Source organism: Nonomuraea sp. NPDC059194 (genome assembly GCF_042754765.1).
In the GTDB taxonomy this organism is placed as follows: Bacteria; Actinomycetota; Actinomycetes; order Streptosporangiales; family Streptosporangiaceae; genus Nonomuraea.
The window spans coordinates 61,341-87,066 of sequence record NZ_JBHZBH010000010.1; the positions used below are offsets into that span (position 1 = coordinate 61,341).

Consider the following 25,726-nt stretch of genomic DNA (forward strand, 5'->3'; position numbering starts at 1 on the left):
GCACGGAGCGTATAGGCATGCGTCTGCATGGAGTCCTTGCTGGACGCTGGCGAAAGGCGGCGCCCATGGCGACGCAGACCCAAGTAACCGACTTCTCTCGCGACGTTCTCGGCCGATATGTGTGCAACACGCTGGCCGAGGCGATGGCCAGCACAGACGACCAGGCCTCGCCCGGAGCCCGGCCGTTCGATGTCGTCGTCGTCGGGGGTGGCAGCTTTGGCGCGGTGGTGGCCGCGCACATGTTCCACGTCGACGCCGCACGGGCACACCGGATCCTCGTGCTGGAGGGCGGCCCGTTCATGCTGCCCGAGCACGTGCAGAACCTCCCAATGCTGGGCCTGGCCGTGCCGGCCGCCACGAGCATCGCCGCGCTGCGGCAGGCCGGGCAGGCGAGCGTCGCGCGCAACGAGGTGTGGGGGCTGGCCTGGCATTCCCCGGTGCCCTTCTCCGGGCTGGCCTACTGCGTGGGCGGCCGGTCCCTGTACTGGGGCGGATGGGCCCCCAGGCCGCTGTCGGAGGAACTGTCGCCCACCGTGTGGCCGAAGGTCGTCGTGGACGACCTGCGTGATGATCAGCTCGACGCCGCCTCCCGACAGCTCGGCATCGACCAGACCAACGACTTCATCTTCGGCCCGCTGCAGAACGCGCTGCGCGAGCGCCTGTACCAGGCGGTGAGCCAGCAGCTCGTTCCCGGAGCGATGGAGCTGGCGGCGCTGCCCGACCATCCAGCGGCGGGCGAGGCGCCCACGACGACGGCCGAACTGGCCCGGCTGCTCGGCATCAGCCCCGAGGACGCCGGCGACAGCAGTCCGCAGGAGCTGGCCGACCAGCTGAAGCTGGAGGCCCCGCTGGCGGTGCAGGCCGGCACCCGGCCAGGTTTCTTCCCGAACAACAAGTTCAGCGCCGGACCGCTGCTGGTGCAGGCCGCCCGCGCCGCCTGGGCCGAATCGGGCGGCAACGACGCCGACAAGCGGCTGATGATCGTGCCCCAGTGTCACGTACTGCGCCTGGACACCCGCGGCAGCGAGGTCATCGGTGTCCAGACGAGCCAGGGCTACGTGCCGCTACCGCCCGGCGGATCGCTGGTCATCGCGCTGGGCACGATCGAGAGCACCCGGCTCGCGCTACACGCCTTCGCCTCCCAGCCCGGCGCTGGCCCCATCGGCAGCGGGCTGATGGGGCACCTGCGCTCCAACCTCACCATCCGCATCCCGCGGCAGTCCCTTGGCACGATCGCCGAACGCGAGCTCATGGCCGCGGCCCTGCTCCTCAAGGGCCACGCGGTGGACACCGACGGGCGCGAACGCTTCTTCCACCTGCAGATCACCGCCGCCGGCCTCGGCTCCAGGGGCGGAGACTCCGAGGCGGAGCTGTTCAAGAAGTTGCCTGACATCGACCTGTTCGACCGGTTCCAGTCCGCCAACGACACCCACGTGGTGATCACCTTGCGCGGCATCGGCGAAATGGATCCCGGCAACCCGGCCAGCCGGATCCAGCTGGACTCCGAACTCGACGAGTACGGCGTCCCGCGCGCGCTCGTGCACCTGGCCCCCGGCGAGGCCGACCGGCGGCTCTGGCAGGAGATGGACGCCTGCGCCGACGCCGCCGCCCTGGCCTTCGCCGGCGGGTCACCGTACGAGATCCTCGACGGCGCGACGTTCCGCCCGGCGGCCGCCGGGCAGGCGCCCTTCGAAATCGTGCCGTTCGCCCGCCGCCGTGACGGGCTCGGCACCACCCATCACGAGGGCGGTACGCTGCGCCTCGGCGACGACCCGGCCGGCTCGGTCACCAACGCCGACTGCCGCCTGCACGGCGTCGACAACGCCTATGTGGCCGGTCCGGCGCTGTTCCCGCGCCTGGGCTCGCCCAACCCGATGCTCGCCGGCGTCGCGCTCGCCCGCCGACTGGCCGAACATCTCACACCGGCCCGCCGATTCGTCTCCGACGACGGTTACGAGGTGCTGTTCGATGGAACCGACATGAGCGCCTGGCGGATGGCCGGCGCCGGCCGGTTCCAGATCGTGGACGGCGCGCTGCAGGCCATCCCCGGTAACGGCCTCGGCCTGCTGTGGTGCACCCGGCCTCTCCCCACCGACTTCTCGGTGCGTCTGCAGTACCGCCTCACGCGCCCCGACGACAACGGGGGCGTGTTCGTGCGCTTCCCAGACCCCATGGGCAAGGGCTACGAGAACCCGGCGTGGGTCGCGGCGCACTTCGGCTTCGAGGCTCAGATCGACGATCTGGCCCGGCCCGACGGCGTCGACACGCAACGCACGGGCGCCATCTACGGAGCCACGGACCAGACCTACACGCCGGTGGCGGCGAGGCCGCCCGGCGCGTGGAACGACTACGAGATCCGCGTCCGCGGCCAGGACTACACCGTGCTGCTCAACGGACAGCAGGTCACGACCTTCACCAACACCGACCCCGACCGCGGACTGCCGACCGCTCCGGAAGCGCCCGCGTATCTCGGACTGCAAGCCCATACCGGTCGCGTCTGCTTCCGCCGCATCCGTATCAGCGTCATCTAGACGAGCGTCGTCCCTGCTCAGAGGTGGAGCAGCGCCGTACCCAGGCCGAGAAGGGCACAGATCCCCAGGATGCGCAGCATCGGCCACTTGAGGACGAAGGTCATGAGCAGCGCCGTCACGGTGATGGCGAGCGCGACGGGGCTCAGCGAGGCCGGGTCGGGCAGCTGCATGGTGAAGGGGCCCCAGCTCCACGGGGACGTCGTGGTGAACAGGGTGTGCTCGGCGAAGTAGAGCGCCAGGTTGGCGATGACGCCCACGACTGCGGCGGTGATGCCGGTGAGGGCGGCGCTGATCGCGGTGTTGTGGCGCAGCCGCTCGACGTAGGGCGCGCCGATAAAGATGAACAGGAAGCACGGGACGAAGGTGACCCAGACGGTGAGCAGGGAGCCGAGCAGCGCGGCCGCCCACGGGTCGAGGCCGCCGGGGTCGCGGTAGGCGCCGAGGAAGGCGACGAACTGCACGACCATGATCAGCGGGCCTGGCGTGCTCTCGGCCAGCGCCAGCCCGCGGACCATCTCCGCGGGCGACAGCCAGGCGTAGGTCTCCACGGCGCGCTGGGCGATGAACGCCAGCACGGCGTACGCGCCGCCGAAAGTGATCAGCGCGGTGCCGGAGAAGAACAGGCCCTGCGTGGTGAACACACTGTCCGTGCCCGTGAGGGCGATGATCGCGGCCAGGGGCAACCCCCAGACGGCCAGGCCGATGGCCAGCACCTTCACCGCGTGGCCTGCGCTGGGCTGCACGTGGTGCAGGGCGTCGTCAGGAATGAGCGGCGCCGCGCCTTCTTCGCTGTGGCCGTTGTGAGTCGCGGCGGCGTTCAGGACGCGCCGGTGCAGCAGCCAGCCTGCCATGGCCGCGACGGCGATCACGAGCGGAAAGGGAGCCGCGAACAGGGCCAGCGAAAGGAAGGCGGCGACGGCCAGCCCGATCAGCGCTGGATGCGTGAGCGAGCGGCGGGCGACGCGGATGAGCGCCTGCGCGACGATCGCCACGACAGCCGGGGCGATCCCGGCGAACAGCGCCGTGACCAGGGTGGTGTCCTGCCAGATCACGTAGACGCTCGACAGGACGAGCAGCGCCACCACGCCGGGCAGGACGAACAGGGTGCCCGCCACCAGGCCGCCGAGCGTGCCGTTGAGCAGCCAGCCGATGTAGATGGCCAACTGCTGCGCCTCGGGCCCCGGCAGCAGCATGCAGTAGTTGAGCGCGTGGTTGAAGCGCTGCTGACCGATCCAGCGTTTCTCCTCCACCAGGGTGCGTTGCATGACGGCGATCTGCCCGGCCGGACCGCCGAATGTCTGCAGGGAGATGCCGAGCCAGGCACGCACCGCCTGCCGGAACGGGATCAGGTGGTCCCGCGCCGACGGCGGCGATGTCGATTCCTTCGCGCCGCTCATGCCGGCTCCCTTCCCAGGGTCAGGGCCCGCCGGTAGAACTCGTACAACCCGTCGAACACGGTCCCGGTGATCTGCAGGACGGTGGTGTCATCGCAGATCATCGACAGTCCGCGCAGGATCGCGTCCAGCCCCGCGGCCTCGGGCGCGTCGAAGCGCTCGTCATCGATGTCCGCCTCGTGGACGATCTCGGCGAGCTTCCACAGCACCGGATCGTGGATCTCGTAGCGGCGCAGGATCGTCTCAAAGGTGCAGTCGCCACCGTGATGCGACAGCTCCACCCCCCGCAGATCGAAGGGGACGGCGTCCGCCGGTACCAGGGCGGGATCGTTGACGAACACGAATTCGGCCTCGGCGTCCACATGGCGGCGGATCAGCCAGGCGCACGCGGCCCGATCGATGTGCACCCCGCTACGGGTTGCCCACTTCATCTGGCATCCTCCTTGGCGGCGTGGTCCGTGACGCCGTCCTGGGCCAGCTCTCGAACCGCCAGGAGAGCGGCGTCGCGCTCGGCGGGCGGGAAGAAGTCCCGGCGCCCGATGCGGCGCAACTCCGCGCGCAGACGCTTGACGACGCGAGCGCGCTCCCCCGGACGGGCGTGGAGAGTTTGCTGCGCCTGCTCGCTGACTGCCCGGTACTCCGCCGCCCGCGCCTGGCGCATATCGGCGGCGATGGCCTGCTCCTGGGCCAGGCTGGTTGGTACGGCGAGCCACACCGTCGCCGTACCGCCCATCTCGGCGATCTCGTCGGCTATCCAGTCCAACTGCTCACGCGTGCGGGCATCGGCCGGCAGCGTGACCAGGCCGTCCCCGAGGCGGGCGACGCCGAGCCGATCCAGCTTGCGCCAGATGGTGATCCGCAGCGTGGAGGGTTGCCGCGGGATCCGGTATGCCAGCAGTACCCACTGGCCTGCCTGAACCGTCACGTTCCGATCTCCTCGCTGCAACCATCGTTACTGAAACCATGGTTACAGCACTACTGGAGTGCGGTCAACGTTGCAGGCCAGGCAAGCAGAGCCGCCAGCAGCCCGGCTACCCCCCTTCAACTCGGTCGTCCTGGGCGGCGGCGATGACGCCATGGACGACCTGACTGATCCGCTCGGCGGCTTCGGCGGGGTCAGGCTGGCCCGCGTCGAGCCAGGCGATCACGGCCTCCACGGTAAGGGTGGGCAGCAGGTTCGCCGCCCACGAACGCCATGGCCCCGGCTGGATGCGCTTGGCCAGGTTGCGCTCGGCGACCTCCCGAGAGGCCGCCGTCAGGCTGTCAATGAGGTCGCGGAACTCCGGCTCCCTGGCGGCATGACGGAACAGCAGCCGAAAGCCGTCGGGATCCGCTGAGGCGGCCCGCAGCAGGGCGGGGATGGCGTCATCACCGAAGTCGTCGGCGCCTGTCGCCTGGACCAGCCGCTCGCAGGCGCGATCGAGGACGGCCTGGTACATGTCGGCCTTGGAATCGAAGTGCCGATACAGCAACACGCGGGTGATGGCGGCTTCGGCGGCGACGTCGTCCAGGCTGGTGGCCGAGTAGCCGGCACGGGCGAACGCCTTGGTGGCCGCGTCAAGAATCTGCTGCCGCCGCTCGGTGCGCCGCATCCGGCGCACCGGCTCAGCCAACCGATCGCTCGCTTCCATGGGCCGCCCTTCTTGTGTACTCCAAAGTTAACAAGTACTTTGTTTAAAGGCGAGTGTACAAAGAGTCATATACAAAGGAGGCACGTGATGGTCGCAGCCCAACTCCCGTTCGACCAGCCAGGTCTGCTCCAGCCGCCGCCTCTGCTGCGCGCGTTGCAGGCCGACGGCCCGATCCACCGGATCCGCACGGCGGTCGGCGACGAAGGATGGCTGGTCACCGGCTACGACCTCGTCCGGCACCTGCTGGACGACGACCGGCTCGGCCGTTCCCACCCCGAGCCCGACAAGGCCGCCCGCACCGGCGACTCGGCGATGTTCGGCGGCCCGTTGGGCGACTACGAGAGCGAGCAAGCCGACCATCGGCGGATGCGTTCACTGCTGCAGCCGCACTTCTCCCCCAAGCGGATGCGCGCGCTGCGCGGCCGCGTCGAGACGCTCACGAGCGCACTCCTGGACGAGCTGGCCGCCGCAGGGCCGCCCGCCGACCTGAACGCCGCGCTCGCGCTACCGCTGCCGATCGCGGTGATCTGCGAGCTGCTGGGCGTGCCGTACGGCGACCGCGGCCGGTTCCGCGCCTGGACTCAGGCCGCCGCCGACGTGACCGACCGAGCCCGCTCGGAGCACGGACTGGCCGAGCTGTTCGCCTACGGCCAGGAACTGGTGGCGCGCAAGCGGGCCGAGCCCGGCGACGACGTCATCACCCGCCTGGCCGACACCGAAGGCGTCAGCGACGACGAGGCCGCCATGATGGGCATGGCCCTGCTGTTCGCGGGCCACGAGACCACGGTGACCGCCATCGGCATGGGCGCGCTGTGGCTGCTGACCAACCCCGATCAGTGGCAGGCAATCGTCGCCGACCCCTCACTCATCGACCCCACCGTCGAGGAGATCCTGCGCGCGCCCGGCCAGGGCGGCGGCGGCATCCCCCGCTATGCTCACGCCGACCTCGACATCGAAGGCGTGCACGTACGCGCAGGGGAACTGGTGCTCCTGGACACCGGTGCGGCCAACCACGACGCGACGGTGTTCGAGGACCCGGACCGGTTCGACTCCTCCCGCCAAGCCGTGCCTCATCTCACGTTCGGCCACGGCGCGCGCTACTGCATCGGCGCTCCCCTGGCGCGGATCGAGCTGCAGGTGGTCTTCTCCCAGCTCACCACCCGCTTCCCGACGCTACGGCTGGCCGTCGAGGTGGAGGAGCTGACGGTCAACCAGCACGTCCTGACCGGCGGGCTGGCCGCACTGCCGGTGCGGTGGTGACCCCCATGACTGGCGGAGTGACGACCGCCTCGGCGATCAGGTGCGCGGCCAGCCGTACCTCCTGCTCGGTGCTCCAGCGGCCCAGTGATAGGCGAAGCGCCGCCAGCGCCCGCTCCGCGGGCAGCCCCATGGCCAGCAGCACGGGTGAGGGGGCGTCGACGCCTTCGTGGCAGGCCGAGCCGGTGGACGCGGCGATGCCGGGGACTGCTGCCAGCATGGCTCGGCCGCTGACGCCTTCGACGCTCACGTTCAGGGTGCCGGGCAGGCGCTCGGTGGGGTGGCCGTTGAGGAGCACCCTGCCTGGCAGGGCGGCCTCCAGTTCGGCCCGCAGCAGGTCGCGCAGGATGGCCAGCCGTACGGCGCTGCCAGGCAGCTCACGGGCGGCGATTTCGGCGGCCCGGCCCAGGGCGGCGATGAAGGCGACGTTCTCCGTGCCGGCCCGCAGGCCGCCCTCCTGACCGCCGCCGTGGATGACCGGGTGGAGCGGGGTGCCGGAGCGCACGTACAGGGCGCCCACTCCCTTGGGCGCGTACATCTTGTGGCCGACCACGGTCAGCAGGTCCACCCCGAGCGCGTCCACGTCGATCGGCACCTTCCCGACGGCCTGGGCGGCGTCGGTGTGGAACAGCGCCCCCGCATCGCGGGCGATGGCGGCCAGCTCGGCGATCGGCTGCAGGGTGCCGGTCTCGCTGTTGCCGTAGGCGATCGACACCAGCGCGGCTTCCCGCACGGCGGCGCGCAGGTCACCGGGGTCGGCGCGGCCGTGGCCGTCCACCGGCAGCAGGGTCACGGTGAACCCTTCGGCGCGCAGGCTGTCACAGGAGCGCAGCACGGCCGGGTGCTCGGTGGCCAGCGTGACGACCCGCCGCCGGCGGGAGCCGAGGGCGGCGCCGCGGATGGCCAGGGTGTCGGCCTCGGACCCACCGCCGGTGAAGACGATCTCCTCGGGTGCGGCGCCCAGCAGCCCGGCCATCTGTCCGCGGGCCTGCTCGACGGCGCGGCGTGGCGCGCCGGCGTAGTGGTGCCCGCTGGAGGGGTTGCCGAAATGCGTCGTCAGGTACGGCAGCGCCACCTCCAGCGCCTCGGGGTCGACCGGGGTGGTGGCGTTGTAGTCCAGGTAGACGGGGCCGCCGGCCAGCGCGGGATGCGTCAAGGCGCACTCCTCAGGAGGCCACGGGGAGCCCGGCGCCCCGCCATTCGGGCAGGCCGTCCTCAAGTGTTCTGGCGTCGTATCCGAACCCGCGCAGCAGGCGTACCGCGTTCGGCGCCATGACGCAGAACCGCCCGCGGCAGTAGGCCACGATCGTCTTCCCGTTCGGCAGTTCCGCGAGGCGGGTGGCCACCTGGTCGTGCGGGATGGAGAGGGCACCCGGGATGTGACCCGCCTCGAACTCCGCTTCCGGCCGTACATCGATGACGAGGACCTCGCCCGTGTCCAGCATCTCGGCCAGTTCGGGTCGGCTTACCGGCGCCAAGTCCTGATCATCGCCGAGGTAGTCGCGCGCCGCGCGCTCGACCTCGGCCAGCGAGGAGGCGGCCAGCAGCTTCATCGACTCGACGAAGGCGTGGACCGAGTCGTCGGCGAGGCGGTAGAAGACGCGGGTGCCGTCCCGCCTGGTCTTCAGCAGCCCGGTGGAGTACAGCACCTTGAGCTGGGCGGAGGTGTTGCTGAGCTTGAGGCCACAGGCCAGGGCCAGGTCCTCCACACTCCGCTCTCCTTGGGCGAGCACGTCGATCAGCTCCAACCGCAGCGGGTTGGCCAGCGCCTTACCCAGGCGGGCGAACTGTTCGTAGAGCTGGGACTTGCGCCCACGGTCACTCATGCGACATCCTCCAATTAGTTATGGAATATTGTAACAGCCGGATTCGAGGAGGGACATCGTGGGCTTCTCGCCATCGCAGTTGATCCCGATCGTCGACGAGGGACTCGGCAACACCGCATACCTGGTGGCCCTGGGTGATGGGCGCGCCCTGGCGGTGGACGTCTCCCGTGACCTGCGGGCGGTGCGCCGCGCCGCCGAACAGCGGGGGCTGACCATCGCTTTCACGGCGGACACACACCTGCACGCCGACTACCTGTCCGGCTCTCCTCAGCTCGCGCACGACGTCGGCGCCACGGTGATCGCCTCCGCCGCCGGTCGGCGCGGGTTCCCGCATACCGCGCTGCGCGACGAAGACGAGGTCGATCTGGGTGGGTTGACCCTGCGGGCCCTGGAGACACCAGGACATACAACGGAGCATCTGTCCTTCCTCCTGCTGGACGGCGATGCGCCGTTGGGCGTGTTCACCGGAGGATCGCTGATCGTGGGGGCCGCCGCGCGGACCGATCTGGTGTCGCCCGACCAGACGGTGCCACTGGCGCGGGCGCAGCACGCATCGCTGCGACGGCTGAGCCGCCTGCCGGACGAGGTCGGCGTCTGGCCGACGCACGGCGCGGGGTCCTTCTGCTCCGCCCCGCCCAGCGCCGAACGCACGTCCACCATCGGCGCGGAGAAGCGGACGAACCCCCTGCTGCGGATAGCCGACCCGGAAATCTTCGCCCGGGGGCTGATCGAAGGGCTCGGCACCTATCCGGCCTACTTCTCCCACCTCCCGGAGATCAACCGCCGTGGTCCGGCCATCGTCTCCCCCGATCCGCCGCTGAATCGCGTTCCCCTTGACGCGGCGATTGCGGCGGGGGCCATGGTCGTCGATGTTCGTCCCGTGCTCGACTTCGCCCGACGCCACGTCACGGGGGCCGTCTCTATCCCGTTGCGACCACAGTTCGGCACCTGGCTGGGCTGGGTCGTGCCCGCGTCCCAGCCGTTCGTGGTCGTGCGCAATCCCGAACAGGATCCGAAGGAGATCGTCTGGCAGTCCCTGAAGATCGGCCACGAGAACCTGATGGGCGAGATCGTCGATGACCGGCACAGTGCCGCGAGCACGATCGATGTCATCGGCCCTCATCAGGTCGGTCACACCCAGGTCCTCGACGTGCGCCAGACCGTCGAGTACCACGACGGGCACCTGCCTGGCGCGCGCCATGTGGAGCTCGGCCACCTGGCGGGCGCCGACCTCGGCGATGAGCCGTTGGTGGTCATGTGCGGTCACGGTGAACGCGCCGCCACCGCCGCGAGCCTGCTGCGCCGTACCGGGCATCGGCATGTGGCGATCCTGTCCGGCGGACCAGACGACTGGTCGCGGATCACGAGCCTCCCGCTGGAGCGCGATCGGTGACCGAGACAGCTCGACTGGGGCTACGCGCCAACCTCCCCCAGTTCGTCCTGCTCGTGGCCGTGAACGCGCTGGTCGGCGGCATGCTCGGGCAGGAGCGGACGGTCCTGCCGTTGCTTGCCGAAGAGACGTTCGCGCTGCAGGCGTACACCGCGATCCTCACCTACATCGTCGCTTTCGGCGCCACGAAAGCGGCGAGCAACTTCTTCGCGGGCACGCTGTCGGATCGTTTCGGCAGGAAGCCCGTCCTGATCGCAGGCTGGCTCATCGGCCTGCCGACGCCGGCGCTGCTGATCTGGGCACCGAACTGGGGCTGGATCGTCGCCGCCAACGTGCTGCTGGGCGTCAACCAAGGGCTTACCTGGTCGACGACGGTCATCATGAAGATCGACCTGGTCGGCCCTCAGCGGCGCGGCCTGGCCATGGGCTTGAACGAGTCGGCCGGCTACGTCGCGGTCGCGCTCACGGCCTTCTTCACCGGCTACCTCGCGGAGCGATACGGGCTGCGGCCCGCCCCGTTCCTCCTTGGACTTTCCTACGCCGCGCTCGGCCTCGGCCTTTCCGCGCTGTTCGTGAAGGAGACACGGGGGCACGCGCATCTTGAGGGCGGTCTCGCTCATGGCCACGAGATGCGAACGTGGCAGATCTTTCTCACCACCAGCTTCAAGGACCCATCGCTGTCGGCGGTCAGCCAGGCAGGCATGGTGAACAACCTCAACGACGGTCTCGCGTGGGGGCTGTTCCCCATACTGTTCGCCGCGGGCGGCCTCAGCCTCCCGGAGATCGGCTTGCTCACGGCGGCGCTGCCCGCCGTGTGGGGCGCGGGCCAGCTGATCACCGGCGCGGTCTCCGACCGCATCGGACGCAAGCACCTCATCACCGGCGGCATGCTCCTCCAGGGAGTGGCCCTCGGAGCCGTCGCTTCGGCGAACGACTTCACAGGCTGGCTGATCGCTGTCGCGTTGATCGGTGCGGGGACCGCGATGGTCTACCCGACCCTGCTCGCCGCGGTGGGCGATGTCGCCCACCCCTCGTGGCGGGCCCGATCTGTAGGCGTCTACCGGCTGTGGCGTGACGGGGGCTTCGCGGTGGGTGCTCTGCTCGCGGGAGTGCTGGCAGACCTGTACGGCGTCCGCGCGGCGATCTGGGTGATCGCTGGAATCACCGTGGCCTCCGGCGTGGTCGTCGCGGTCCGTATGCGGGAAACCCTGACGCACCGGTAAGTGATCGGCTCAGGCGATCGCGCGGATCTCGACCAGCGTGTCGAACGGCCAGCTCCGCACCAGGTCGACGGCTTCCTCCAGCCGGGTCACCTCGACCTCGATGTAGCCGCTGACGGCAGCGGACTCACTGCCGAAGGGGCCGTCGACTAAGCGGACCTTCCTACCGGCCGGCTGGCGGAGAGTCGTCGCGGTCACCACCGACTTGAGGTGGCGGCTGTGCCGGATGCGATCGGCGTGGCGGGCGAACCAGCGGTCGATCTGCTCGAACGCCTTGTCCTGTTCGTCGCCACTCATCGCTTCCCACACGGCCTCGATGGCCCCGGCGTCACGAAACACAAGCGCGTATCTCATGTGAGCACCTCCTAACAGGAAGACGACTGACGATGGGGACATTTCGACATCTCCGGCGATGCAACACCTTTGGCAGTTCATGACCCGATGCTAAGCTTTAGAAAAATATAGCTCCTTCACTGCTGCAAGCTGTGCACAGGAGGCATCATGGCTGACCACAACCCTCAATCGGCTCGGGAAGCTCCCAGCGAGACTATGGAAAACAAGTACGGGCGAAGGGAGCTGCTTCGCGGTGGCGTGCTCGCCACAGCGGGCGTGCTCGCGGCAGGATGTACCACGGCCCAAGCCGGCGCCCCCGCTCCCTCGCCCACGACCCCAGAGGCCGCCATGCGGTTGGACCCCCACGACTGGGAGTCCGTGCGCGCCCAGTTCCCCCTCACCCGGCGTCTGGCGCACTTCTCCGCGTTCATGCTCGCCTCGCATCCCGCTCCCGTGACCGCGGCGATCAAGGAGTTCCGCGACGGGCTCGACTCCTTCCCTCAGCAGTTCGGCATGGGCATGCAGGACTTCGAGCGCAGTGATCACGTGCGGAAGGCGCTCGCCGGGTACATCGGCGCCAAAGCCGAGGAGATCGCCCTCACCGACAGCGCCACCATGGCCATCGGTGTGGTGTACGGCGGGCTGGGGCTGAGGCCGGGCGACGAGATCGTGACCACCGAGCACGAGTTCTACTCCACTCACGAGTCGCTCCGCCTTCGTGCCCAGGCCACCGGAGCGGTGGTCAAGACCGTGAAGCTCTACGACGATCCCGCGCGCGCACGCTCCGGTGAACTGGTCGCGAAACTGCGCGCCGCCGTCACCAGCAGGACTCGCGTGATGGCGGTGACCTGGGTGCACTCGAGTACGGGACTGAAACTGCCGGTCAAGGAGGTCGCCGACGCCCTGGCTCAGGTCAACGCCGAACGTGACGAGAAAGATCGGATTCTGCTCTGCGTCGACGGCGTACACGGCTTCGCGGCCGAGGACGTGAAGATGAAGGATCTCGGCTGCGACTTCTTCATGACCTCGACGCACAAGTGGCTTTTCGGTCCTCGCGGCACCGGCTTCATCTGGGGCAGCCCGGCCGCGTGGGCCCGGTTCCAGCCTGTCGTCCCTAGCTTCTCGATGCCGGCGTTCGTCGGCTGGCTCTCGGGCCGGTCGCCGAAGGGAGCTCCCGGTGAGTTGGCCACGCTCGGCGGCTACCACACCTTTGAACATCGATGGGCGCTGGCCAAGGCGGTCGAGTTCCACCAGAGCATCGGCCTGGACCGCATCGCCGCCCGCGTCCGTTCGCAGGTCGATCAGCTGAAGGCCGGCCTGGCCGGGATGAAGCACGTGCGCCTGGTGACGCCGCTGTCCGCTGATCTGTCCGCGGGCATCCTCTGCTGTTCGGTCGATGGCCTGAAGCCTGAGGCTGTCGTGCGGAAGCTGGGCGAGCAGGCGGTCTCGGCCGCCGAGACGCCCTACCGGGAGTCCTTCGTCCGGTTCGGTCCGAGCATCGTCACCAACCCCGAGGAAGTCGATCGTGCCATTCGCGCGATGGCGAGCCTGGGCTGACACACTCCGGCCGGATACTCCGCAGCGGGCGTATCCGGCCGGTCCCTTTTCTGGGGCGTTCACACGTTGATGGTCTGATCCGCCCAGGAGGTCCACTGGGCGAGCTCCTTCATGGAGGATCGACGCGCGCCATTGGCGACGCTGTCCTCGCTGATGCCGCGAGCGTCGAGGCAGGCACCGCAGCAGCCCACCTCGGCCTGCTTGGACGCCAGGCCCTTGATCATGTGTCCGACGTTGTAGTAGCCGTCCGGCGTCTTCTGACCTGCCATCGCCGATGCCACGGCGTCTCCGAAGAGGAAGACCTTGACCTCGTTGCCGTCCTCGTCGAGCATCTGCCTGGCCCACCGGATGCCGTTGTAGGTCCGTTCGCTTCCGTAGGGGCCGTCGTGCAGGACGAACAGGAACTTCATCTGGAGCTCCTCTCAAGGAGTGATCGGTAGGGGTGCGACCTGCGGCCGCTCGTGCGCCCGGAGGCCGCGCCCAGACGGCTCCGGAAGACCTTCGAGATCCGATCCACCGCGATGACCAGGATCACGACAGAGGCCACCAGGGTGGCGAGTTCCTGGTAGCGGAACAGGTGCAGGGCGATGCCGAGCGCCTGCCCGATGCCGCCCGCCCCGACGAACCCGATGACGACGGAACTGCGAATGTTGCATTCCCACTGGTAGAGCACCTGGGAGGCGAGGTTGGCCCGTGCCTGCGGGATGATGCCGAGCAGCGCGGTCGTGGCCCTGCCGCCACCGGTGAGCCGCATGGCCTCCACGGGTCCGGGGTCGACGGCTTCGAGTTGCTCCGAGCAGAGCTTGGCCATCACACCGGCCGAATGGAGGGCGATGGCGTACACCCCTGCGGCAGGGCCGAGACCCACCGTGGCCACGAACAGCAGCGCCCACAGCAACTCGTGCACGCTGCGCAGCAGCGTCGCAACTGTCCGCGCGGCCATGGCGAGCGGCGCGGGTGCCTGGACGTTCGCCGCCATCAGGACTGCGAGCGGGAGACCGATCACCGCTCCCAGGAGGAGCGCCGCTATCGACATCTGCAGGGTCTCCACGGCAGCTTTCAGCACCCGCGAGACAAGCACGGCGTCGAGATCCGGTGGGAACAGCCCAGAGATCATCTGTACGGCTCCGGCCCGCCCCTGGATGAGCGAGCCCAGCCCGACGCCGGTGCCCGCGAGCGACCAGGAGACGGCCACCACGATCACCGCCACCACGGTCAGGCGCAGGGACCTACGCGGGGGCTGTCTCATATGACCATCTCCGCGGGGTCGATCTTCCCGTAGATGCGCTCGATCTCCTCGCTGTCGGGTGGCGAGCCGTCGTAGACGACCCTTCCTTCGCGCAGTGCGACCACGCGGTCGCAGTACCTGGCCACGTTCAGGTCGTGGGTGGTGGCCACCAGTGTCGCGCCGCTGTTTCTGAGGTGCTCCAGGGCGACGGCGGCCCGTACCGGATCGAGACCTGACGTGCACTCGTCGGCCAGGAGCAGGCGGGGCCGGGTGAACAGGGCTCGAGCCAGCGCCACGCGCTGGCGCTCGCCTCCCGACAGCTGTTCCACCCGCTCGCTGAGCGTGTGCTCGATCTCATGCCGGTGGGCCAGTTCCGCGAGCCTGTCGGCGAAGCGACGAGGAACGACGCCGACGAGGATCGACGCCCAGTCACCCGGTCGCCATTGGTGTGCGGCTCCGGCCAGGATGTTCGTTCTGGCGGTGAGCCCCGGCACGAGGTCGTCCCGCTGGCGGACGCATCCGATGGCTCTTCTCAGCCTGGTCACGTCCGCCCGGCGGCCGAAAGGGCTGGAGCCGTCGATGCCGACCTGCCCCTGTTCAGGGCGGACCGCGCCGACGATCACGCGAAGGAGAGTCGTCTTACCGGCGCCGGACGGCCCGAGTAACGCGACCCGTTCGCCGACGTCGACCTTGAGAGTCACATCGTCGAGGACCGCCCGCCCTGCGAAGACCACCCTGACCCGCGAGACGTCGATCTCCACTCCCGTTGAGCCCATCACTGCCCTCGTGGCGGGGTCAGCAATCCAAGGGTGGTGGCGTGCTGACGGACTTCCGCGTAGTCCGTGGCGGTGACGGCCGCATAGCTCTTGGCCCGCATGAGATCCAGCAGCTTCGGGTCGCGGATGGCGACGAACGCGTCGGCGACCGCCTTCCGCGACGTCGCGTTGAGCTCTGAGCTCGCGACCCAGGGGTAGCCCATCACCTGGCGCGTTTCGACGACCCGAAGCGCTCCCTTGGGCACACTGCCCTGCTTCTCGAGCCGGTGCAGGATCCGCAGCTCGATGCCTCCGGCGTCCACTCCCCCGGACAGCACAGCCTGTGCTGTCGCGTCGTGACCGCCGGTGAACGAGACCGACGAGAGCGGCGGGCACGCGGTGAGATCACCGACATCGCAGCGGGCGCCCGCATCGACGATCATGGCTCGGGGGTACAGGCTGCCAGAAGTGGAGGCGACGTCGCCGAAGGCGAACTTCCCGCCGGCTGCCACCACGTCCTTGGTCGACTTGTACGGCGAGCTCGCCTTCACCACCACCGCGGACAGGTACTCGGGTGTACCGGTTTCCTGATCCACCTCGGTGACGAGCGGGACCACCGCCGTCTGTGCCTCGGCCTGGACGTAGGTCAACCCACCCAGGTACGCGACATCGAGCTTCTTGGCCACCAGCGCGGACACGACCCCCGCGTAGTTGGTCGCCACGAAGAGCTCGACATCGGTTTTCAGTCTGTCGGCCAGGTAGGCGCGGAAGGGTTCGTACTGCGCTCGCTGACTCTCCGGTGAAATGTTGGGGATGATTCCGACTCGCAAGGTCGTGGGTATGCCGTTGCGATGCCCGTGGTGACCCGAGCCGCAGCCGATGGCCAGGAGCAGCAATGACATCAGTGCCACGATGACCTTCCGTCCGCGCCTCATCTGCGCTCATCCTCCGTGGCAGGAGCCGCGCCGGGGAACCGCGGTGGCGGGGCTACCGGAGCGAGCGCTGTCCCAAGCGCGCTCGCGCCGATCAGTTCCTTGCCCGTGCGGTTGTTGATGGGCATGATCAGTCCTGCCTGTACGTCACGCCACATGCGTTCAAAGGGCTGGGTACGGCTGTAGGCCGCCCCGCCGACCACATCGGCAAGGCGCGTCATGATCGCCGCGGCATTGTTCGTGCAGACGTTCTTGACGAAGGCGCAACGGCCCAGCCCTTCCTGCACACTGAGCTGGCTGATCAACTGCCCGCTCGTCACCTCGGACGCATGGCGGCGCAGCACGCTGCGGTTGACCTCCAACGCGATCTCGACGTCCGCGATGGCGTCCTGGACGCGCGCGTCCCTCTCGAGTCCTCGCCGGCGGATCTGCTCCACGGCCCAGTTGAGGGCTCCCGCAGCGATCCCCGTATAGACGGCGCCGAAACTCGGAGCGGTCCAGCAGATGATCGTCTCCAGCACCTGGACATCGAAATGACCGATCGGGATGGACTGGACGACGCCTTGATCTGGAACGAAGAGGCCGTCGAAGACCACGTCATTGCTCTGGGTGGCCCGCATGCCGAGCGTGTCCCAGGTCTGCTCGATCGTGATCCCCTTGCTGGCGGGATCCACGAGAAGGACCAGCAACCGGGGGCCCAGCTCGGGATCCTCATAGCGAGCGGTGGTGGCCCACATGGTGGCCACCGCGCTGTTGGTGCCGAAATTCTTGCGGCCGTTGAGGAGGAAGCCGCCGTCGACACGCGTGGCGGTCGTCTTGGCATCGGTGAACAGGTTGGAGGTCCCGATCTCACTGGCGATCGCCGCCAGGGTGAGGTGTCCCATCGCCGCGAGCCGCAGGACCTGCTCGAGCGGCGGGGCACCGGTCCGGCGCCAGGTCAGCCCCCACGAACCGAGGGGGGCGACGTGCATGGCGTAGGCCAGCGCCGTGGCTCCGTCAGCGCCCGCCAGCTGTTCCAGGACCAACAGCATGTCCTGCTGGTCCGCGCCGAGCCCGCCCAGTTCCTCGGGGACCGTCAGTCTCATGAGCCCGGCGTCGCGCAGGTCGGTGTAGTTGTCGTGTGGGAACGTGTTGTCCCGATCGTGGCGTGCCGCTCGCTCCGACAGCGCGGGAATCACCTTGTCGGTGAGCGCTAGAAGCGATCGCTGGCGTTCGTCCAGGCACTGGCGCATGATGATCTCCTCGAAACTCGATGAGACGCGACGGACGGCGAAAACAGATGCGGATCAGGAGGTCACGGAGGTGGCAGGGAGGACGTCTGGCTGGGCCGGTCGTGCTCTGAGCAGCAACCCGCTCGCCGCGGCCACCAGCGCGACGCCTGCCAGAAGTCCCAGAGCGACTCCGGCCGGAGCTTGCCCCGACGGGCCCGTCTGGAGGAGCGCCCCGGTGATCGCCACGCCGAGCAGTCCGGCTACCTGCCTGCCCGTGTTCAGCACGCCGGACGCCGCAGGGACGAGAGAGGGCGGGAGGTATCTGACTGCCTCGACGCTGGCCGGCGCCATCACCAGTCCGACGCCGAACCCCACCACGCCCAACGGCAGGGCCAGCAGCCCGAGCGGGGCCGATGCGGCGGCCAGGACGGCGAAGCCGGCCACGCCGACACCCATAGCCAGGAGTCCGGTGCTGATGACGAGCCGTCCGCCTGCCCGATCGGTGATGGCGCCGGCGAACGGGGAGACGAGACCCGCCGTGACCGCCATGGGCAGGAAGGCCAGAGCGGTGTCGATCGCACTGCCGCCGAGCGGCCCTCGCACGTGGAGGCTGACGACGAGCATGAGCCCGGACAGCACCAGGAACTGCGTGCAGGCCAGCCAGCCGGCAAGGCTGAAAGAGCGCTGACGGAACAAGGCGGTCGGCATCAGCGGCGCCCTGTGCCGCCGCTCCCACCAGACGAACAGCATCAGCAGGAGCACGCCGGCGACCGCGAACACCATCCCGAACTCGCTTTTGCCGATCAGCGCGTAGGTGATCGCCGCGAGGCCCGCGGTGGCCAATGCCACGCCCGGCCAGTCGAGCGCCTGCCGCGGTCCCGCTGGGGCATCAGGTACCCACAGGAGGGTCAGTACCAGGGCGACCAGGCAGGTGGGCACGTTGACCAGGAAGGCCCACCGCCAGCCCCAGGCACTGACGATCAATCCCCCGCCTACGGGGCCGATGATGGCCGCCAGTGCCATGGTCGCGCTGATCACGCCGAGAGCCACCCCGCGCCGCTCTTTCGGGAAGACCGTCGCGATGATGGTGAGGCTCTGCGGAACGATCAATGCGCCCCCGATGCCCTGCGCCAGTCGGGCGGCGATGAGCTGCGCCGCCGACGAGGACAGGCCGCATGCCAGGGAAGCCAGGGCGAAGACAACGAGACCGGCCAGGAGGAGAACCTTGGGTCCCCGAAGGCCGCCCAGTCGGCCGGCGGTGATCAGGAGCGCCGCATAGGTGAGCACGAAACCGTTGACAGCCCACAGCGCGTAATCCAGGTTGCCTCCGGCCACGCGCACCAGATCCGGCACCATCACCTGCACGACGGTGGTGTCGACCATCACCACGAAAGCCGTGAGACATAGCGTGGCGACGGAACCGCTGATCGGTGGTGCTTGTCGCGGAAATTCTCGCGCGGACATGCAAACGCTCCCAGCTGATCAGGACAAGAGAGACCCGAATACCATGCGGCGGGAAATTAACTTTAGAAATATATAGTCATATTCTATGGAGGTAATGGACCTGTCAAGCCCCTCTGTCGGGATTCCTGCGCGTGACAACTAATGTTCGCTACGTAACGACGGCGTCTGTCAAGAGCAGGCCGTGCATGACATGCGGGGCCGCCTCCAGCTGGAAGTCCATCAGCGGATGCAGCCGCCGTACCGCGCCCTCGAGCGACAGCAGGCACAGCAGCGGGAAGACGAACTCGGGCTCCGCGAACAGGCGGTTTCTCCGCTGGAGGTCGAACAGTTCGACGGAGAAGGCGGCCAGTTCGAAGTCCTTGGCGACCGCGCCGGTGCTCCGCGCCACCAGATCCGTCACATCCCGTTTGAAGGCCGAGACGTCGGCGTCTTTTTCGATGTGCCGCACCGTGGACAACAAAATATCGGCACAGAATTCACCGTCGCCGCGAATCATTCCGGCGAAGAACTGCGTGAATCTCGTGCGGGCCATATCGCTCAGCTGGAACATGAATCCGGCATCCAGAATGACGACGGTGCCGTCGGCCCGAAAATAGACGTTTCCCTGGTGCAGGTCGACATGGATGAATCCGTCGACGAAGAGCATGTGGTAAACCGCCCTTACCAGGCGGGACAGTCCGGCCTCTTTCGTCTCGGCCGGAAGCTGGTCGGCCGACGCGCGGTCGAGCCCGTGGACGTACTCCATCGCGATGACACCGCCCGATGACCATTCCTCCAGCACGGCGGGCACCACGATGTCGGGCAGGTCGGCGAGGTCGGTACGCAGCCGCCGGAGATGCTCCACTTCCCGCGAGAAGTCCATCTGCGCGGCCAGCGACATGCCGACCTGATCGACGATCTCCACCAGCGGCACTCGACGCAGCATCGGTAGTCTCGCCGCCGCCCTGGTCAGGAACGCCACGATGGCGATGTCGGCGGCGAAGCGCCGGGCCACGTCCGGACGCCGGACCTTCACCGCCACGTCGGCCCCGTCGTGACGCACACGGTAGACGCACGCGATGGAGCCGCTGGCCACGGGAGGAGTCCGCACAGCGGCCTCGATGGCGACCGGCACCCTGTCGAAGGCACTGGTCACCGTCAGCAGAGCCTGCCGGGCGGTCATCGGCTTCACATCGTCGTGCAGCCTGCCCAGCGCGGCGGCCAGGTCGGCACCGACCAGATCGACTCGGGTGGCGAGCAACTGGCCTGCCTTGAGGAACGCACCGCCCAACTGCTCGATCACGCCGGCGATCTCCCGGGAGAGACGCACCCGCCTGTCCTGTCGCCGAGCCGATACGGCCACGATCAGCAGACGGGGCACCGCTGAGACGACCGTCACGGTCAGATGAAGCACGCGACCACCGACACGAGCGGCAGACGACAGGCCAGGCATGTGCGCTCACCCCTGTTCTTTGCTCAGGTACTGCTCCACCACCTCACGGAGCATCTCCGGTGGGGTGTCGAACCCGTCAGCAGGCACCGCCACGACCGCGCTGGTCCGGGCGAAATCGGTCTGATGGCCGCTTTCGACCCGGGCGACACGCACGCGGCGAGGGAGCCGATCCTCCTCGGCGCTGCCCAACTCCAAGGCGTCCCAGCGCCTGATCTGCTGTCCCCGATGGCTCACCACCCTCGTGACCACCAGCCCATGGCGGGGAGTGACGAGCTCTGCCACGTGCAGCCCCGACAAGGAGGATGACCCGGCATAGCACCGCTTCTCCGCCCTCGTGCGTCCGTCGACAGGAGGGCAACCGTCGGCCAGGCTGGGCTGAAGTGCGGGATGGGGCCAGGCCATGAGGTCCAGATAGCCGATGTCGGTCAGTGGCAGGCAGTCGAACATCAGCCGATCCACGACCTGGATCGGCTTCTTCATCGTCGGCAAATAGGTGTGGATCTGACATGAGGCCGGATCAAGCCTCTCCTCAATCCAGACATAAGTTCCGAAGAGCACATCGGGCTTCAGGACGAAGATCGCGGTGATCGCACTCGTGGCCCTGTCGGAGAACCGTCGCGCGAACAGGTACCGCATGGGGTTGTACCCGATAGTCGCTTCGACACTGAACGCATAGGAGTCGAGCCGGCCCGCGCGGAAGTTCGCACGGGCCGGCCCTTCAACGCGCACGTCACTCATCGTCTCGGTGCCTACGCCAGCAGTCTGGCGAGCTCGGCGGGCACCACCGCGCTGGTGATGGGAACGTGGTGCAGCAGGTTCCCGATCTCGATGTCGGCGGCGATCAACTCGCCGAGCTGACGGCCCTCGCTGTCGTACAGCGCGTAGGACCTGGATGTGCGCGACACGTCCCCGATCGGCGGGACCATCGCGACCCGCGACTCCAGACGGACCACCTGGTCGCCGGTGTCAACGGTCGTGCCGAGCTGCTCTACCTCGAACCGAGGATAGATCATGGTGATACAGTCCTTGATGGGCATCGTTGTCCCATCATCGGGCGCCGGACTCGGCTTGACCCGCGCTCCCTCCGACTTGCTGGGAGTGTTCGAGACCTTGACCTGGCCGAAGATCTCGCTGTGCCCCGTCACCTGGAGCGACAGGAACTGAGCGGTGATCGTCGAACTGGCCCAGTCCAGCTCGGTGGCGGAGTGCGGGTCGTGGCGACGGTAGATCGCCATACCGTGGAGGTCGACGATGTCCTCACCGAGGCCGTCGATGCGCACGTGAATGCGCTCGCGGACGATGAAGGTCTCGAGGGCCGACGGCGTCAGCGTGTAAGGGCGGATGGGGTACAGGTTCCCCGGCCCTCCCCACGCGGACGCGTGACCCTTCACAACCTCCGCCGGAGAGAGGGTGGCGGCGTCGATATCAGCCGCGACCCCCCTGTCGTGGAGTTGCTGAAGGATTCTGAACGGTTCGCTCACAGTTCAACCTTTCGAGTGAGAGCGATGGAGCGGGTTTGCCCGGCGTCACCCGTCAGTTGTCGAGGGACGCCATGAGAGCATCGAGCGAGTCGATGACGTGCGCGAAGTCGACAGTGCGCTCGCGGATCCGGGTCTTGTCGACCGTCTGGTCGCCAAGCTCGATCGCCAGCACCTCGATCAGCCGATCGAGGTTGTTGTAGGCAACGCTCACCGGGAAGTGGGCGAGCGGCGTCTCGTGGTGAGGGTCAGCCGGAGGACCACCCGACTCGAGCCGGCCGGTGGAGCCGCTCTGCTGCCGCCACGCCTGCTCCACGGTCAGGTCGTACTGGTGGAAGGTTCCGAGGTAGTGCGGCTTCCACAGGCGACGCAGCTCGTTGGCGCTGATCCTCCTCTCGAGGTAGTCCATGGCGGCGGGGACGAACTGCTCCCGGTACTCCTTGAGCAGGGGGCCAACGTCGGGCGACGTCGTCGACAGCGTGCGGTCAGCGATGGTCATGCTTCTCTCCCAACCTGGGCAGCTGATCAGGACACCCGTCCGAGCAAGCTCAGAACGCTGAGCGTCGATATGCACAGTGGATCGCTTTAAATTCATATAGTCAAGGCTTCTCGGCTGAATCGGCCCACTTCAACGTTCCGATGAACAAAGCAGCTTTTGAATAGCCATGTCAGGGGAAGGGCTGACGTGGATTTCAGCGATCAGGGCACTCGACGTGTTGACTTTGTACTTCAAATATCATTAGTTAGTCCATGGAGGCGTTGGGTGCCTGGTGGCCCTCCCGGTCTACAAAACCGATGGGGCGGCGTTCACGTCGCCGGCGGGTTCGATTCCCGTTCGCCTCCGCTGGAGATCCTCGCTGGAACGCCCGAGCGATGGGAAAGCACGCATGCACGTAGTCGCGACCGCTGGCCACGTGGATCACGGCAAGTCCACGCTCGTCCGGGCGCTCACCGGAATGGAGCCGGACCGGTGGGCCGAGGAGCGCAGGCGAGGGCTGACGATCGACCTGGGGTTCGCCTGGCGAACGCTTCCATCGGGGCGATCGCTGGCCTTCGTCGACGTGCCCGGCCACGAGCGATTCCTGACCAACATGCTGGCGGGTGTCGGCCCTGTGCCCGCGGTCATGATGGTGGTGGCCGCCGACGAAGGCTGGATGCCGCAGTCGGCCGAGCACCTGGCGGTGATCGACGCGCTGGGCACGGCTCACGGGTTGCTCGTCGTCACGCGATCAGACCGTGCCGACCCTTCTCTCGCCGTGGAGGAGGCGCGCTCCGAGATCGCGGGGACCTGCCTGGCAGACATCGAAGCCGTCACCGTCAGCAGCACGACGGGCGACGGCATCGACGACCTGGTGCAGGCCTTGGACAGGCTGGTTTCCAGCCTTCCTCCCGCGCAACCCGACGCGCCGGTCAGACTGTGGATCGACCGCGTGTTCACCGTCAAGGGCATGGGCACGGTCGTCACCGGCACCCTTCCCGACGGGAAGGTAGCGGTGGGCGACGAGCTGGTGCTGAGCCCTTCGGGCCGAAGGGTACGAGTCCGGGGGCTGGAGTCGCTCAAGCAGAAGGTGACGTCCGCCTCCGGCGTCGCCCGGGTGGCGCTCAATCTCAAAGGCATCGAGCTCCCCGAGACCTCACGAGGGATGGCGCTCACCACCCCCGATCATTGGACGACCACGCGTTCACTGGACGTCCGGCTGCGCGGGTTGACCACGGACGAGCTCGGCCGCGAATGCATCCTGCACATCGGATCCGCCGCGGTGGCCGTCGCCGTACGGCGTCTCGGCAAGGAGTTCGCCCGCCTGACACTGGCGCAGGCTGCTCCCTTCCATATCGGTGATCGCGCGATCCTGCGAGACCCGGGCTCGCGCCGTATCGCGGGCGTGACGGTGCTCGACGTCCGGCCGCCATCCCTCAGCGGACGAGGCGCGGCCGCGGCGGCGGGCCGGGAGCTGGCCTCATGGCCGCAGACGCCGACCGCGCGCGAGCTCCTGCGCAGGCATCAGTACCTCAAGAAGTCGGACTTCACTCTTATGGGAAGTCAGGCGGACGGTCACCGGGCCGCCGGCGACTGGCTGGTCGACCATGACCGGTGGACCGCTCTTGGCAGACAGCTCACCCACCTCGTCGCCGAGTACGCCGAGAAGAACCCCCTGGCGCCTTCCCTGCCCATGGACATCGCCAAACAGCTGCTCGGCGTGCCCGACCGGCGTCTGGTGGAAGCGCTCGTCCAGCCCCCGCTGCGGGTTGAGACGGGCCGCATCCACCGGCCTGCCGCCAAACCCCAGCTGCCCGAAGCGGTGGCCGCCGCGGTACGTCGGCTCGAGGAGGAGCTCGCCGCAGCCCCCTTCCGGGCTCCCGACGCGGCTCGGCTGGTAGAGCTCGGCCTGACTTCCAAGGCGGTCATCGCCGCCTCCCGTGTCGGCGCCCTGCTCAGGCTGGCGGAAGGCGTCGTCCTGCCGCTGAGCGCGGAGACGGCGGCTGTCGAGATACTCAGCACGCTCCGGCAGCCGTTCACGGCCAGCGACGCCAGAAGTGCGCTGGACACCTCTCGCAGGGTGGCGATCCCGCTCCTTGAGTACCTCGACGACAAGGGGCACACCGTCCGCGTGGATTCCACAACCCGGCGCGTCAGGACACACCGCCGCTGACACCGGCAGGCGGTCACCCAGCGGATGCGCATGCCCGCCGACCTGGCCGATCTGCCCGCAGCCCGCCGATGATCGCGACTGTCAGTGCATGGCCTTGAGGAGACTCGTCGCCACCTGTGCGTCCTGAGCTGGTGGCACGGTGCGCAGGTCGACGATGACTCTTCCCCGCTCAGCGCGCACGATCACCGGTGGCTCGCCGGCGCGAAGCCTGCCGACCATGGCGGTTTCGGTCACGGCGCGCGGCTTGATCTCCACAACGGCCGTGGGCAACCGCTCCGTCGGGAGGCTGCCACCACCGACCATGCCCGTGCCCTCCTGGACGGAGGCCTGCGGTCCGAGCTCTCCGGCCAGCCGTTCGGCGCGTGCTCTCAGTTCCTCCAGCGGAACACCGAGCATGCGCAGCACCGGAAGGTCCTGTTGGCGCCCCGACAGGTGCGCCACCAGCGTCGCCTCCAGCGCGGCGAGCGTCAGCTTGTCGATGCGTACCGCGCGCGCGATGGGATGACGGGCGAGCCTCTGTACGAGGGTCGCGTCGCCCACGATGATGCCGGCCTGCGGCCCCCCGAAGAGCTTGTCGCCGGAGAAGACGGCGAGGTCCACCCCCGCGTTGAGGCTGTCCTCAAGGGTGGGCTCATCCCCCATGCGACCACGAAGCAGGCCGGAGCCGATGTCGTGGAGCAGCGGGACACCGGCGTCGCGCGCCACCGCGACGAGGTCAGATACGGCTGGCTGAGTGGTGAACCCCTCGATGCGGTAGTTGGAGGGATGCACCACCATGAGCATGGCGGTGCGCTCGTTGATGGCATCGACGTAGTCGGACAGATGGGTGCGGTTGGTCGATCCGACTTCGACCAGGCGCGCTCCTGCCGCCTCCATGATGGCGGGGATCCGGAACTCACCTCCGATCTCGACCAGCTCTCCTCTGGAGACGACCACCTCGCGGTCGCGGGCGAACGCACCGAGGGCAAGGAAGAGCGCTGCGGCCGCGTTGTTGACCGCCATCGCACCGGCGGCTCCGGTCAGCTCCCGCAAGAGTGCGTTGGCCGTGCTCCCCCGCTTGCCGCGCCCACCGGTCTGCAGATCGAACTCCACGGTGGAGTAGCCTGCGGCGGCGAGTACGGCTTGGCGAGCGGCCTGCGACAGCGGCGCACGGCCGAGGTTCGTGTGCAGGACGACCCCCGTGGCGTTGATGACGGCCTGGACCCGGCCGACCGTGAGCAGCTCGACGGTCCGCGTGACCGCGGCCGCGATGTCGTCCAACGGCGGCAGCGGACGTCCGTCAAGGACGGCTTGGCGGGCCTCCTCCAGCGCGCGTCGCGCCATCTCGGTGAGCAGGGGCCGTCCCCAGGTGCGCATCTGCTCGGTGATCTGTGGGTGAGCAAGGACGGTGTCCATCTTGGGCAGGGCTCGTCGCGGGTCTCCGCTCATGACCTTCA

General features: G+C 68.4%; 24 protein-coding genes and 1 tRNA gene. 7 read left to right on the forward strand and 18 right to left on the reverse strand.

All coding sequences use genetic code 11. The features are described from left to right. Positions 1-65 precede the first annotated feature (65 nt). A complete protein-coding gene (locus tag ACFXJ8_RS15445) occupies positions 66-2,531 on the forward strand; it encodes a family 16 glycoside hydrolase (RefSeq protein WP_379644532.1) in 2,466 nt (821 codons plus the stop codon). A gap of 17 nt (positions 2,532-2,548) precedes the next feature. On the opposite strand, the gene chrA is transcribed toward ACFXJ8_RS15445, so the two are convergent. The 4 genes from chrA to ACFXJ8_RS15465 all read right to left on the reverse strand — a co-directional run bounded on the left by chrA (position 2,549) and on the right by ACFXJ8_RS15465 (position 5,556). Next, a complete protein-coding gene (chrA, locus tag ACFXJ8_RS15450) occupies positions 2,549-3,928 on the reverse strand; it encodes a chromate efflux transporter (RefSeq protein ID WP_379644533.1) in 1,380 nt (459 codons plus the stop codon). Further along, positions 3,925-4,356: a chromate resistance protein ChrB domain-containing protein gene (locus ACFXJ8_RS15455; RefSeq protein WP_379644534.1), complete on the reverse strand. Its 432-nt coding sequence runs from the start codon at positions 4,354-4,356 to the stop codon at positions 3,925-3,927. Before ACFXJ8_RS15455 ends, chrA begins: the two co-directional genes overlap by 4 nt. Further along, positions 4,353-4,850: a Chromate resistance protein ChrB gene (locus ACFXJ8_RS15460; protein WP_379644535.1), complete on the reverse strand. Its 498-nt coding sequence runs from the start codon at positions 4,848-4,850 to the stop codon at positions 4,353-4,355. Before ACFXJ8_RS15460 ends, ACFXJ8_RS15455 begins: the two co-directional genes overlap by 4 nt. A 106-nt stretch (positions 4,851-4,956) precedes the next feature. After that, positions 4,957-5,556, reverse strand: coding sequence for a TetR/AcrR family transcriptional regulator (locus tag ACFXJ8_RS15465; protein WP_379644536.1), 600 nt, complete (start codon positions 5,554-5,556; stop codon positions 4,957-4,959). An 87-nt stretch (positions 5,557-5,643) separates the two neighbouring features. Here ACFXJ8_RS15465 and ACFXJ8_RS15470 point away from each other — a divergent pair, with 87 nt between their 5' ends. Beyond that, positions 5,644-6,816: a cytochrome P450 gene (locus tag ACFXJ8_RS15470; protein WP_379644637.1), complete on the forward strand. Its 1,173-nt coding sequence runs from the start codon at positions 5,644-5,646 to the stop codon at positions 6,814-6,816. Here ACFXJ8_RS15470 and ACFXJ8_RS15475 read toward each other — a convergent pair. Further along, the gene (locus ACFXJ8_RS15475) at positions 6,764-7,969 is read right to left on the reverse strand and encodes a cysteine desulfurase family protein (RefSeq protein WP_379644537.1); all 1,206 of its coding nucleotides are present in this window, start codon (positions 7,967-7,969) and stop codon (positions 6,764-6,766) included. The two genes, ACFXJ8_RS15470 and ACFXJ8_RS15475, sit on opposite strands and share 53 nt — an antisense overlap. Before the next feature lie 10 nt (positions 7,970-7,979). Then, on the reverse strand, positions 7,980-8,639 hold the full coding sequence (locus ACFXJ8_RS15480) for an ArsR/SmtB family transcription factor (protein ID WP_379644538.1): 660 nt from the start codon (positions 8,637-8,639) through the stop codon (positions 7,980-7,982). A 58-nt stretch (positions 8,640-8,697) separates the two neighbouring features. Between ACFXJ8_RS15480 and ACFXJ8_RS15485 the strand changes: the two genes are divergently transcribed. Together ACFXJ8_RS15485 and ACFXJ8_RS15490 are read left to right on the forward strand one after the other, a co-directional pair. Then, on the forward strand, positions 8,698-10,032 hold the full coding sequence (locus ACFXJ8_RS15485; protein ID WP_379644539.1) for a rhodanese-like domain-containing protein: 1,335 nt from the start codon (positions 8,698-8,700) through the stop codon (positions 10,030-10,032). Next, the gene (locus ACFXJ8_RS15490) at positions 10,029-11,252 is read left to right on the forward strand and encodes an MFS transporter (protein WP_379644540.1); all 1,224 of its coding nucleotides are present in this window, start codon (positions 10,029-10,031) and stop codon (positions 11,250-11,252) included. The genes ACFXJ8_RS15485 and ACFXJ8_RS15490 overlap by 4 nt, the downstream gene beginning before the upstream one ends. 9 nt (positions 11,253-11,261) lie before the next feature. Here ACFXJ8_RS15490 and ACFXJ8_RS15495 read toward each other — a convergent pair whose 3' ends face one another. After that, positions 11,262-11,603 (reverse strand): YciI family protein, encoded by a 342-nt coding sequence (locus ACFXJ8_RS15495; protein ID WP_379644541.1) that lies wholly within the window; start codon positions 11,601-11,603, stop codon positions 11,262-11,264. A 327-nt stretch (positions 11,604-11,930) separates the two neighbouring features. Here ACFXJ8_RS15495 and ACFXJ8_RS15500 point away from each other — a divergent pair, with 327 nt between their 5' ends. Next, positions 11,931-13,139: an aminotransferase class V-fold PLP-dependent enzyme gene (locus ACFXJ8_RS15500; RefSeq protein WP_379644542.1), complete on the forward strand. Its 1,209-nt coding sequence runs from the start codon at positions 11,931-11,933 to the stop codon at positions 13,137-13,139. A gap of 59 nt (positions 13,140-13,198) precedes the next feature. On the opposite strand, the gene ACFXJ8_RS15505 is transcribed toward ACFXJ8_RS15500, so the two are convergent. The 10 genes from ACFXJ8_RS15505 to ACFXJ8_RS15550 all read right to left on the reverse strand — a co-directional run bounded on the left by ACFXJ8_RS15505 (position 13,199) and on the right by ACFXJ8_RS15550 (position 22,138). Further along, on the reverse strand, positions 13,199-13,549 hold the full coding sequence (locus ACFXJ8_RS15505; protein ID WP_379644543.1) for a DsrE/DsrF/TusD sulfur relay family protein: 351 nt from the start codon (positions 13,547-13,549) through the stop codon (positions 13,199-13,201). Beyond that, complete coding sequence (gene phnE / locus ACFXJ8_RS15510; protein ID WP_379644544.1) at positions 13,546-14,388, reverse strand: phosphonate ABC transporter, permease protein PhnE; 843 nt, start codon at positions 14,386-14,388, stop codon at positions 13,546-13,548. The genes ACFXJ8_RS15505 and phnE overlap by 4 nt, the downstream gene beginning before the upstream one ends. Continuing rightward, a complete protein-coding gene (locus tag ACFXJ8_RS15515) occupies positions 14,385-15,143 on the reverse strand; it encodes a phosphonate ABC transporter ATP-binding protein (protein ID WP_379644545.1) in 759 nt (252 codons plus the stop codon). Before ACFXJ8_RS15515 ends, phnE begins: the two co-directional genes overlap by 4 nt. Then, positions 15,143-16,057, reverse strand: a complete 915-nt coding sequence (locus ACFXJ8_RS15520; protein ID WP_379644546.1) for a phosphate/phosphite/phosphonate ABC transporter substrate-binding protein — start codon at positions 16,055-16,057, stop codon at positions 15,143-15,145. The genes ACFXJ8_RS15515 and ACFXJ8_RS15520 overlap by 1 nt, the downstream gene beginning before the upstream one ends. Further along, entirely contained in the window at positions 16,054-17,286 is a 1,233-nt protein-coding gene (locus ACFXJ8_RS15525) for an acyl-CoA dehydrogenase family protein (protein ID WP_379644547.1), read from the reverse strand. The genes ACFXJ8_RS15520 and ACFXJ8_RS15525 overlap by 4 nt, the downstream gene beginning before the upstream one ends. Positions 17,287-17,340: 54 nt before the next feature. Next, on the reverse strand, positions 17,341-18,729 hold the full coding sequence (locus ACFXJ8_RS15530; protein WP_379644548.1) for an MFS transporter: 1,389 nt from the start codon (positions 18,727-18,729) through the stop codon (positions 17,341-17,343). 148 nt (positions 18,730-18,877) lie between these two features. Next, positions 18,878-20,161, reverse strand: coding sequence for an ABC1 kinase family protein (locus ACFXJ8_RS15535; RefSeq protein ID WP_379644549.1), 1,284 nt, complete (start codon positions 20,159-20,161; stop codon positions 18,878-18,880). 6 nt (positions 20,162-20,167) lie between these two features. Next, positions 20,168-20,899: a hypothetical protein gene (locus ACFXJ8_RS15540; RefSeq protein ID WP_379644550.1), complete on the reverse strand. Its 732-nt coding sequence runs from the start codon at positions 20,897-20,899 to the stop codon at positions 20,168-20,170. Positions 20,900-20,910: 11 nt separating this feature from the next. Further along, complete coding sequence (locus tag ACFXJ8_RS15545) at positions 20,911-21,642, reverse strand: DUF6073 family protein (protein WP_379644551.1); 732 nt, start codon at positions 21,640-21,642, stop codon at positions 20,911-20,913. 52 nt (positions 21,643-21,694) lie between these two features. Then, positions 21,695-22,138, reverse strand: coding sequence for a hypothetical protein (locus tag ACFXJ8_RS15550; RefSeq protein ID WP_379644552.1), 444 nt, complete (start codon positions 22,136-22,138; stop codon positions 21,695-21,697). A 253-nt stretch (positions 22,139-22,391) separates the two neighbouring features. Between ACFXJ8_RS15550 and ACFXJ8_RS15555 the strand changes: the two genes are divergently transcribed. Then, a tRNA-OTHER gene (locus tag ACFXJ8_RS15555) sits at positions 22,392-22,484 on the forward strand. 42 nt (positions 22,485-22,526) lie between these two features. After that, positions 22,527-24,290, forward strand: a complete 1,764-nt coding sequence (gene selB, locus ACFXJ8_RS15560) for a selenocysteine-specific translation elongation factor (protein WP_379644553.1) — start codon at positions 22,527-22,529, stop codon at positions 24,288-24,290. An 81-nt stretch (positions 24,291-24,371) separates the two neighbouring features. On the opposite strand, the gene selA is transcribed toward selB, so the two are convergent. Beyond that, entirely contained in the window at positions 24,372-25,718 is a 1,347-nt protein-coding gene (gene selA, locus ACFXJ8_RS15565) for an L-seryl-tRNA(Sec) selenium transferase (RefSeq protein ID WP_379644554.1), read from the reverse strand. Between the last annotated feature and the right edge of the window lie 8 nt (positions 25,719-25,726).

What these genes read in the sequence shown, in the direction of transcription:
- ACFXJ8_RS15470 (WP_379644637.1), top strand. Translation starts at nt 5,644, where the DNA reads ATGGTCGCAGCCCAACTCCCGTTCGACCAGCCAGGTCTGCTCCAGCCG.
- ACFXJ8_RS15515 (WP_379644545.1), bottom strand. Translation starts at nt 15,143, where the DNA reads ATGGGCTCAACGGGAGTGGAGATCGACGTCTCGCGGGTCAGGGTGGTC.
- ACFXJ8_RS15525 (WP_379644547.1), bottom strand. Translation starts at nt 17,286, where the DNA reads ATGCGCCAGTGCCTGGACGAACGCCAGCGATCGCTTCTAGCGCTCACC.
- ACFXJ8_RS15465 (WP_379644536.1), bottom strand. Translation starts at nt 5,556, where the DNA reads ATGGAAGCGAGCGATCGGTTGGCTGAGCCGGTGCGCCGGATGCGGCGC.
- ACFXJ8_RS15495 (WP_379644541.1), bottom strand. Translation starts at nt 11,603, where the DNA reads ATGAGATACGCGCTTGTGTTTCGTGACGCCGGGGCCATCGAGGCCGTG.
- ACFXJ8_RS15530 (WP_379644548.1), bottom strand. Translation starts at nt 18,729, where the DNA reads ATGTCCGCGCGAGAATTTCCGCGACAAGCACCACCGATCAGCGGTTCC.
- ACFXJ8_RS15455 (WP_379644534.1), bottom strand. Translation starts at nt 4,356, where the DNA reads ATGAAGTGGGCAACCCGTAGCGGGGTGCACATCGATCGGGCCGCGTGC.
- ACFXJ8_RS15520 (WP_379644546.1), bottom strand. Translation starts at nt 16,057, where the DNA reads ATGAGGCGCGGACGGAAGGTCATCGTGGCACTGATGTCATTGCTGCTC.
- ACFXJ8_RS15540 (WP_379644550.1), bottom strand. Translation starts at nt 20,899, where the DNA reads ATGAGTGACGTGCGCGTTGAAGGGCCGGCCCGTGCGAACTTCCGCGCG.
- ACFXJ8_RS15500 (WP_379644542.1), top strand. Translation starts at nt 11,931, where the DNA reads ATGCGGTTGGACCCCCACGACTGGGAGTCCGTGCGCGCCCAGTTCCCC.
- ACFXJ8_RS15550 (WP_379644552.1), bottom strand. Translation starts at nt 22,138, where the DNA reads ATGACCATCGCTGACCGCACGCTGTCGACGACGTCGCCCGACGTTGGC.
- chrA (WP_379644533.1), bottom strand. Translation starts at nt 3,928, where the DNA reads ATGAGCGGCGCGAAGGAATCGACATCGCCGCCGTCGGCGCGGGACCAC.
- selB (WP_379644553.1), top strand. Translation starts at nt 22,527, where the DNA reads ATGCACGTAGTCGCGACCGCTGGCCACGTGGATCACGGCAAGTCCACG.
- ACFXJ8_RS15480 (WP_379644538.1), bottom strand. Translation starts at nt 8,639, where the DNA reads ATGAGTGACCGTGGGCGCAAGTCCCAGCTCTACGAACAGTTCGCCCGC.
- ACFXJ8_RS15445 (WP_379644532.1), top strand. Translation starts at nt 66, where the DNA reads ATGGCGACGCAGACCCAAGTAACCGACTTCTCTCGCGACGTTCTCGGC.
- phnE (WP_379644544.1), bottom strand. Translation starts at nt 14,388, where the DNA reads ATGAGACAGCCCCCGCGTAGGTCCCTGCGCCTGACCGTGGTGGCGGTG.
- ACFXJ8_RS15535 (WP_379644549.1), bottom strand. Translation starts at nt 20,161, where the DNA reads ATGCCTGGCCTGTCGTCTGCCGCTCGTGTCGGTGGTCGCGTGCTTCAT.
- selA (WP_379644554.1), bottom strand. Translation starts at nt 25,718, where the DNA reads ATGAGCGGAGACCCGCGACGAGCCCTGCCCAAGATGGACACCGTCCTT.
- ACFXJ8_RS15505 (WP_379644543.1), bottom strand. Translation starts at nt 13,549, where the DNA reads ATGAAGTTCCTGTTCGTCCTGCACGACGGCCCCTACGGAAGCGAACGG.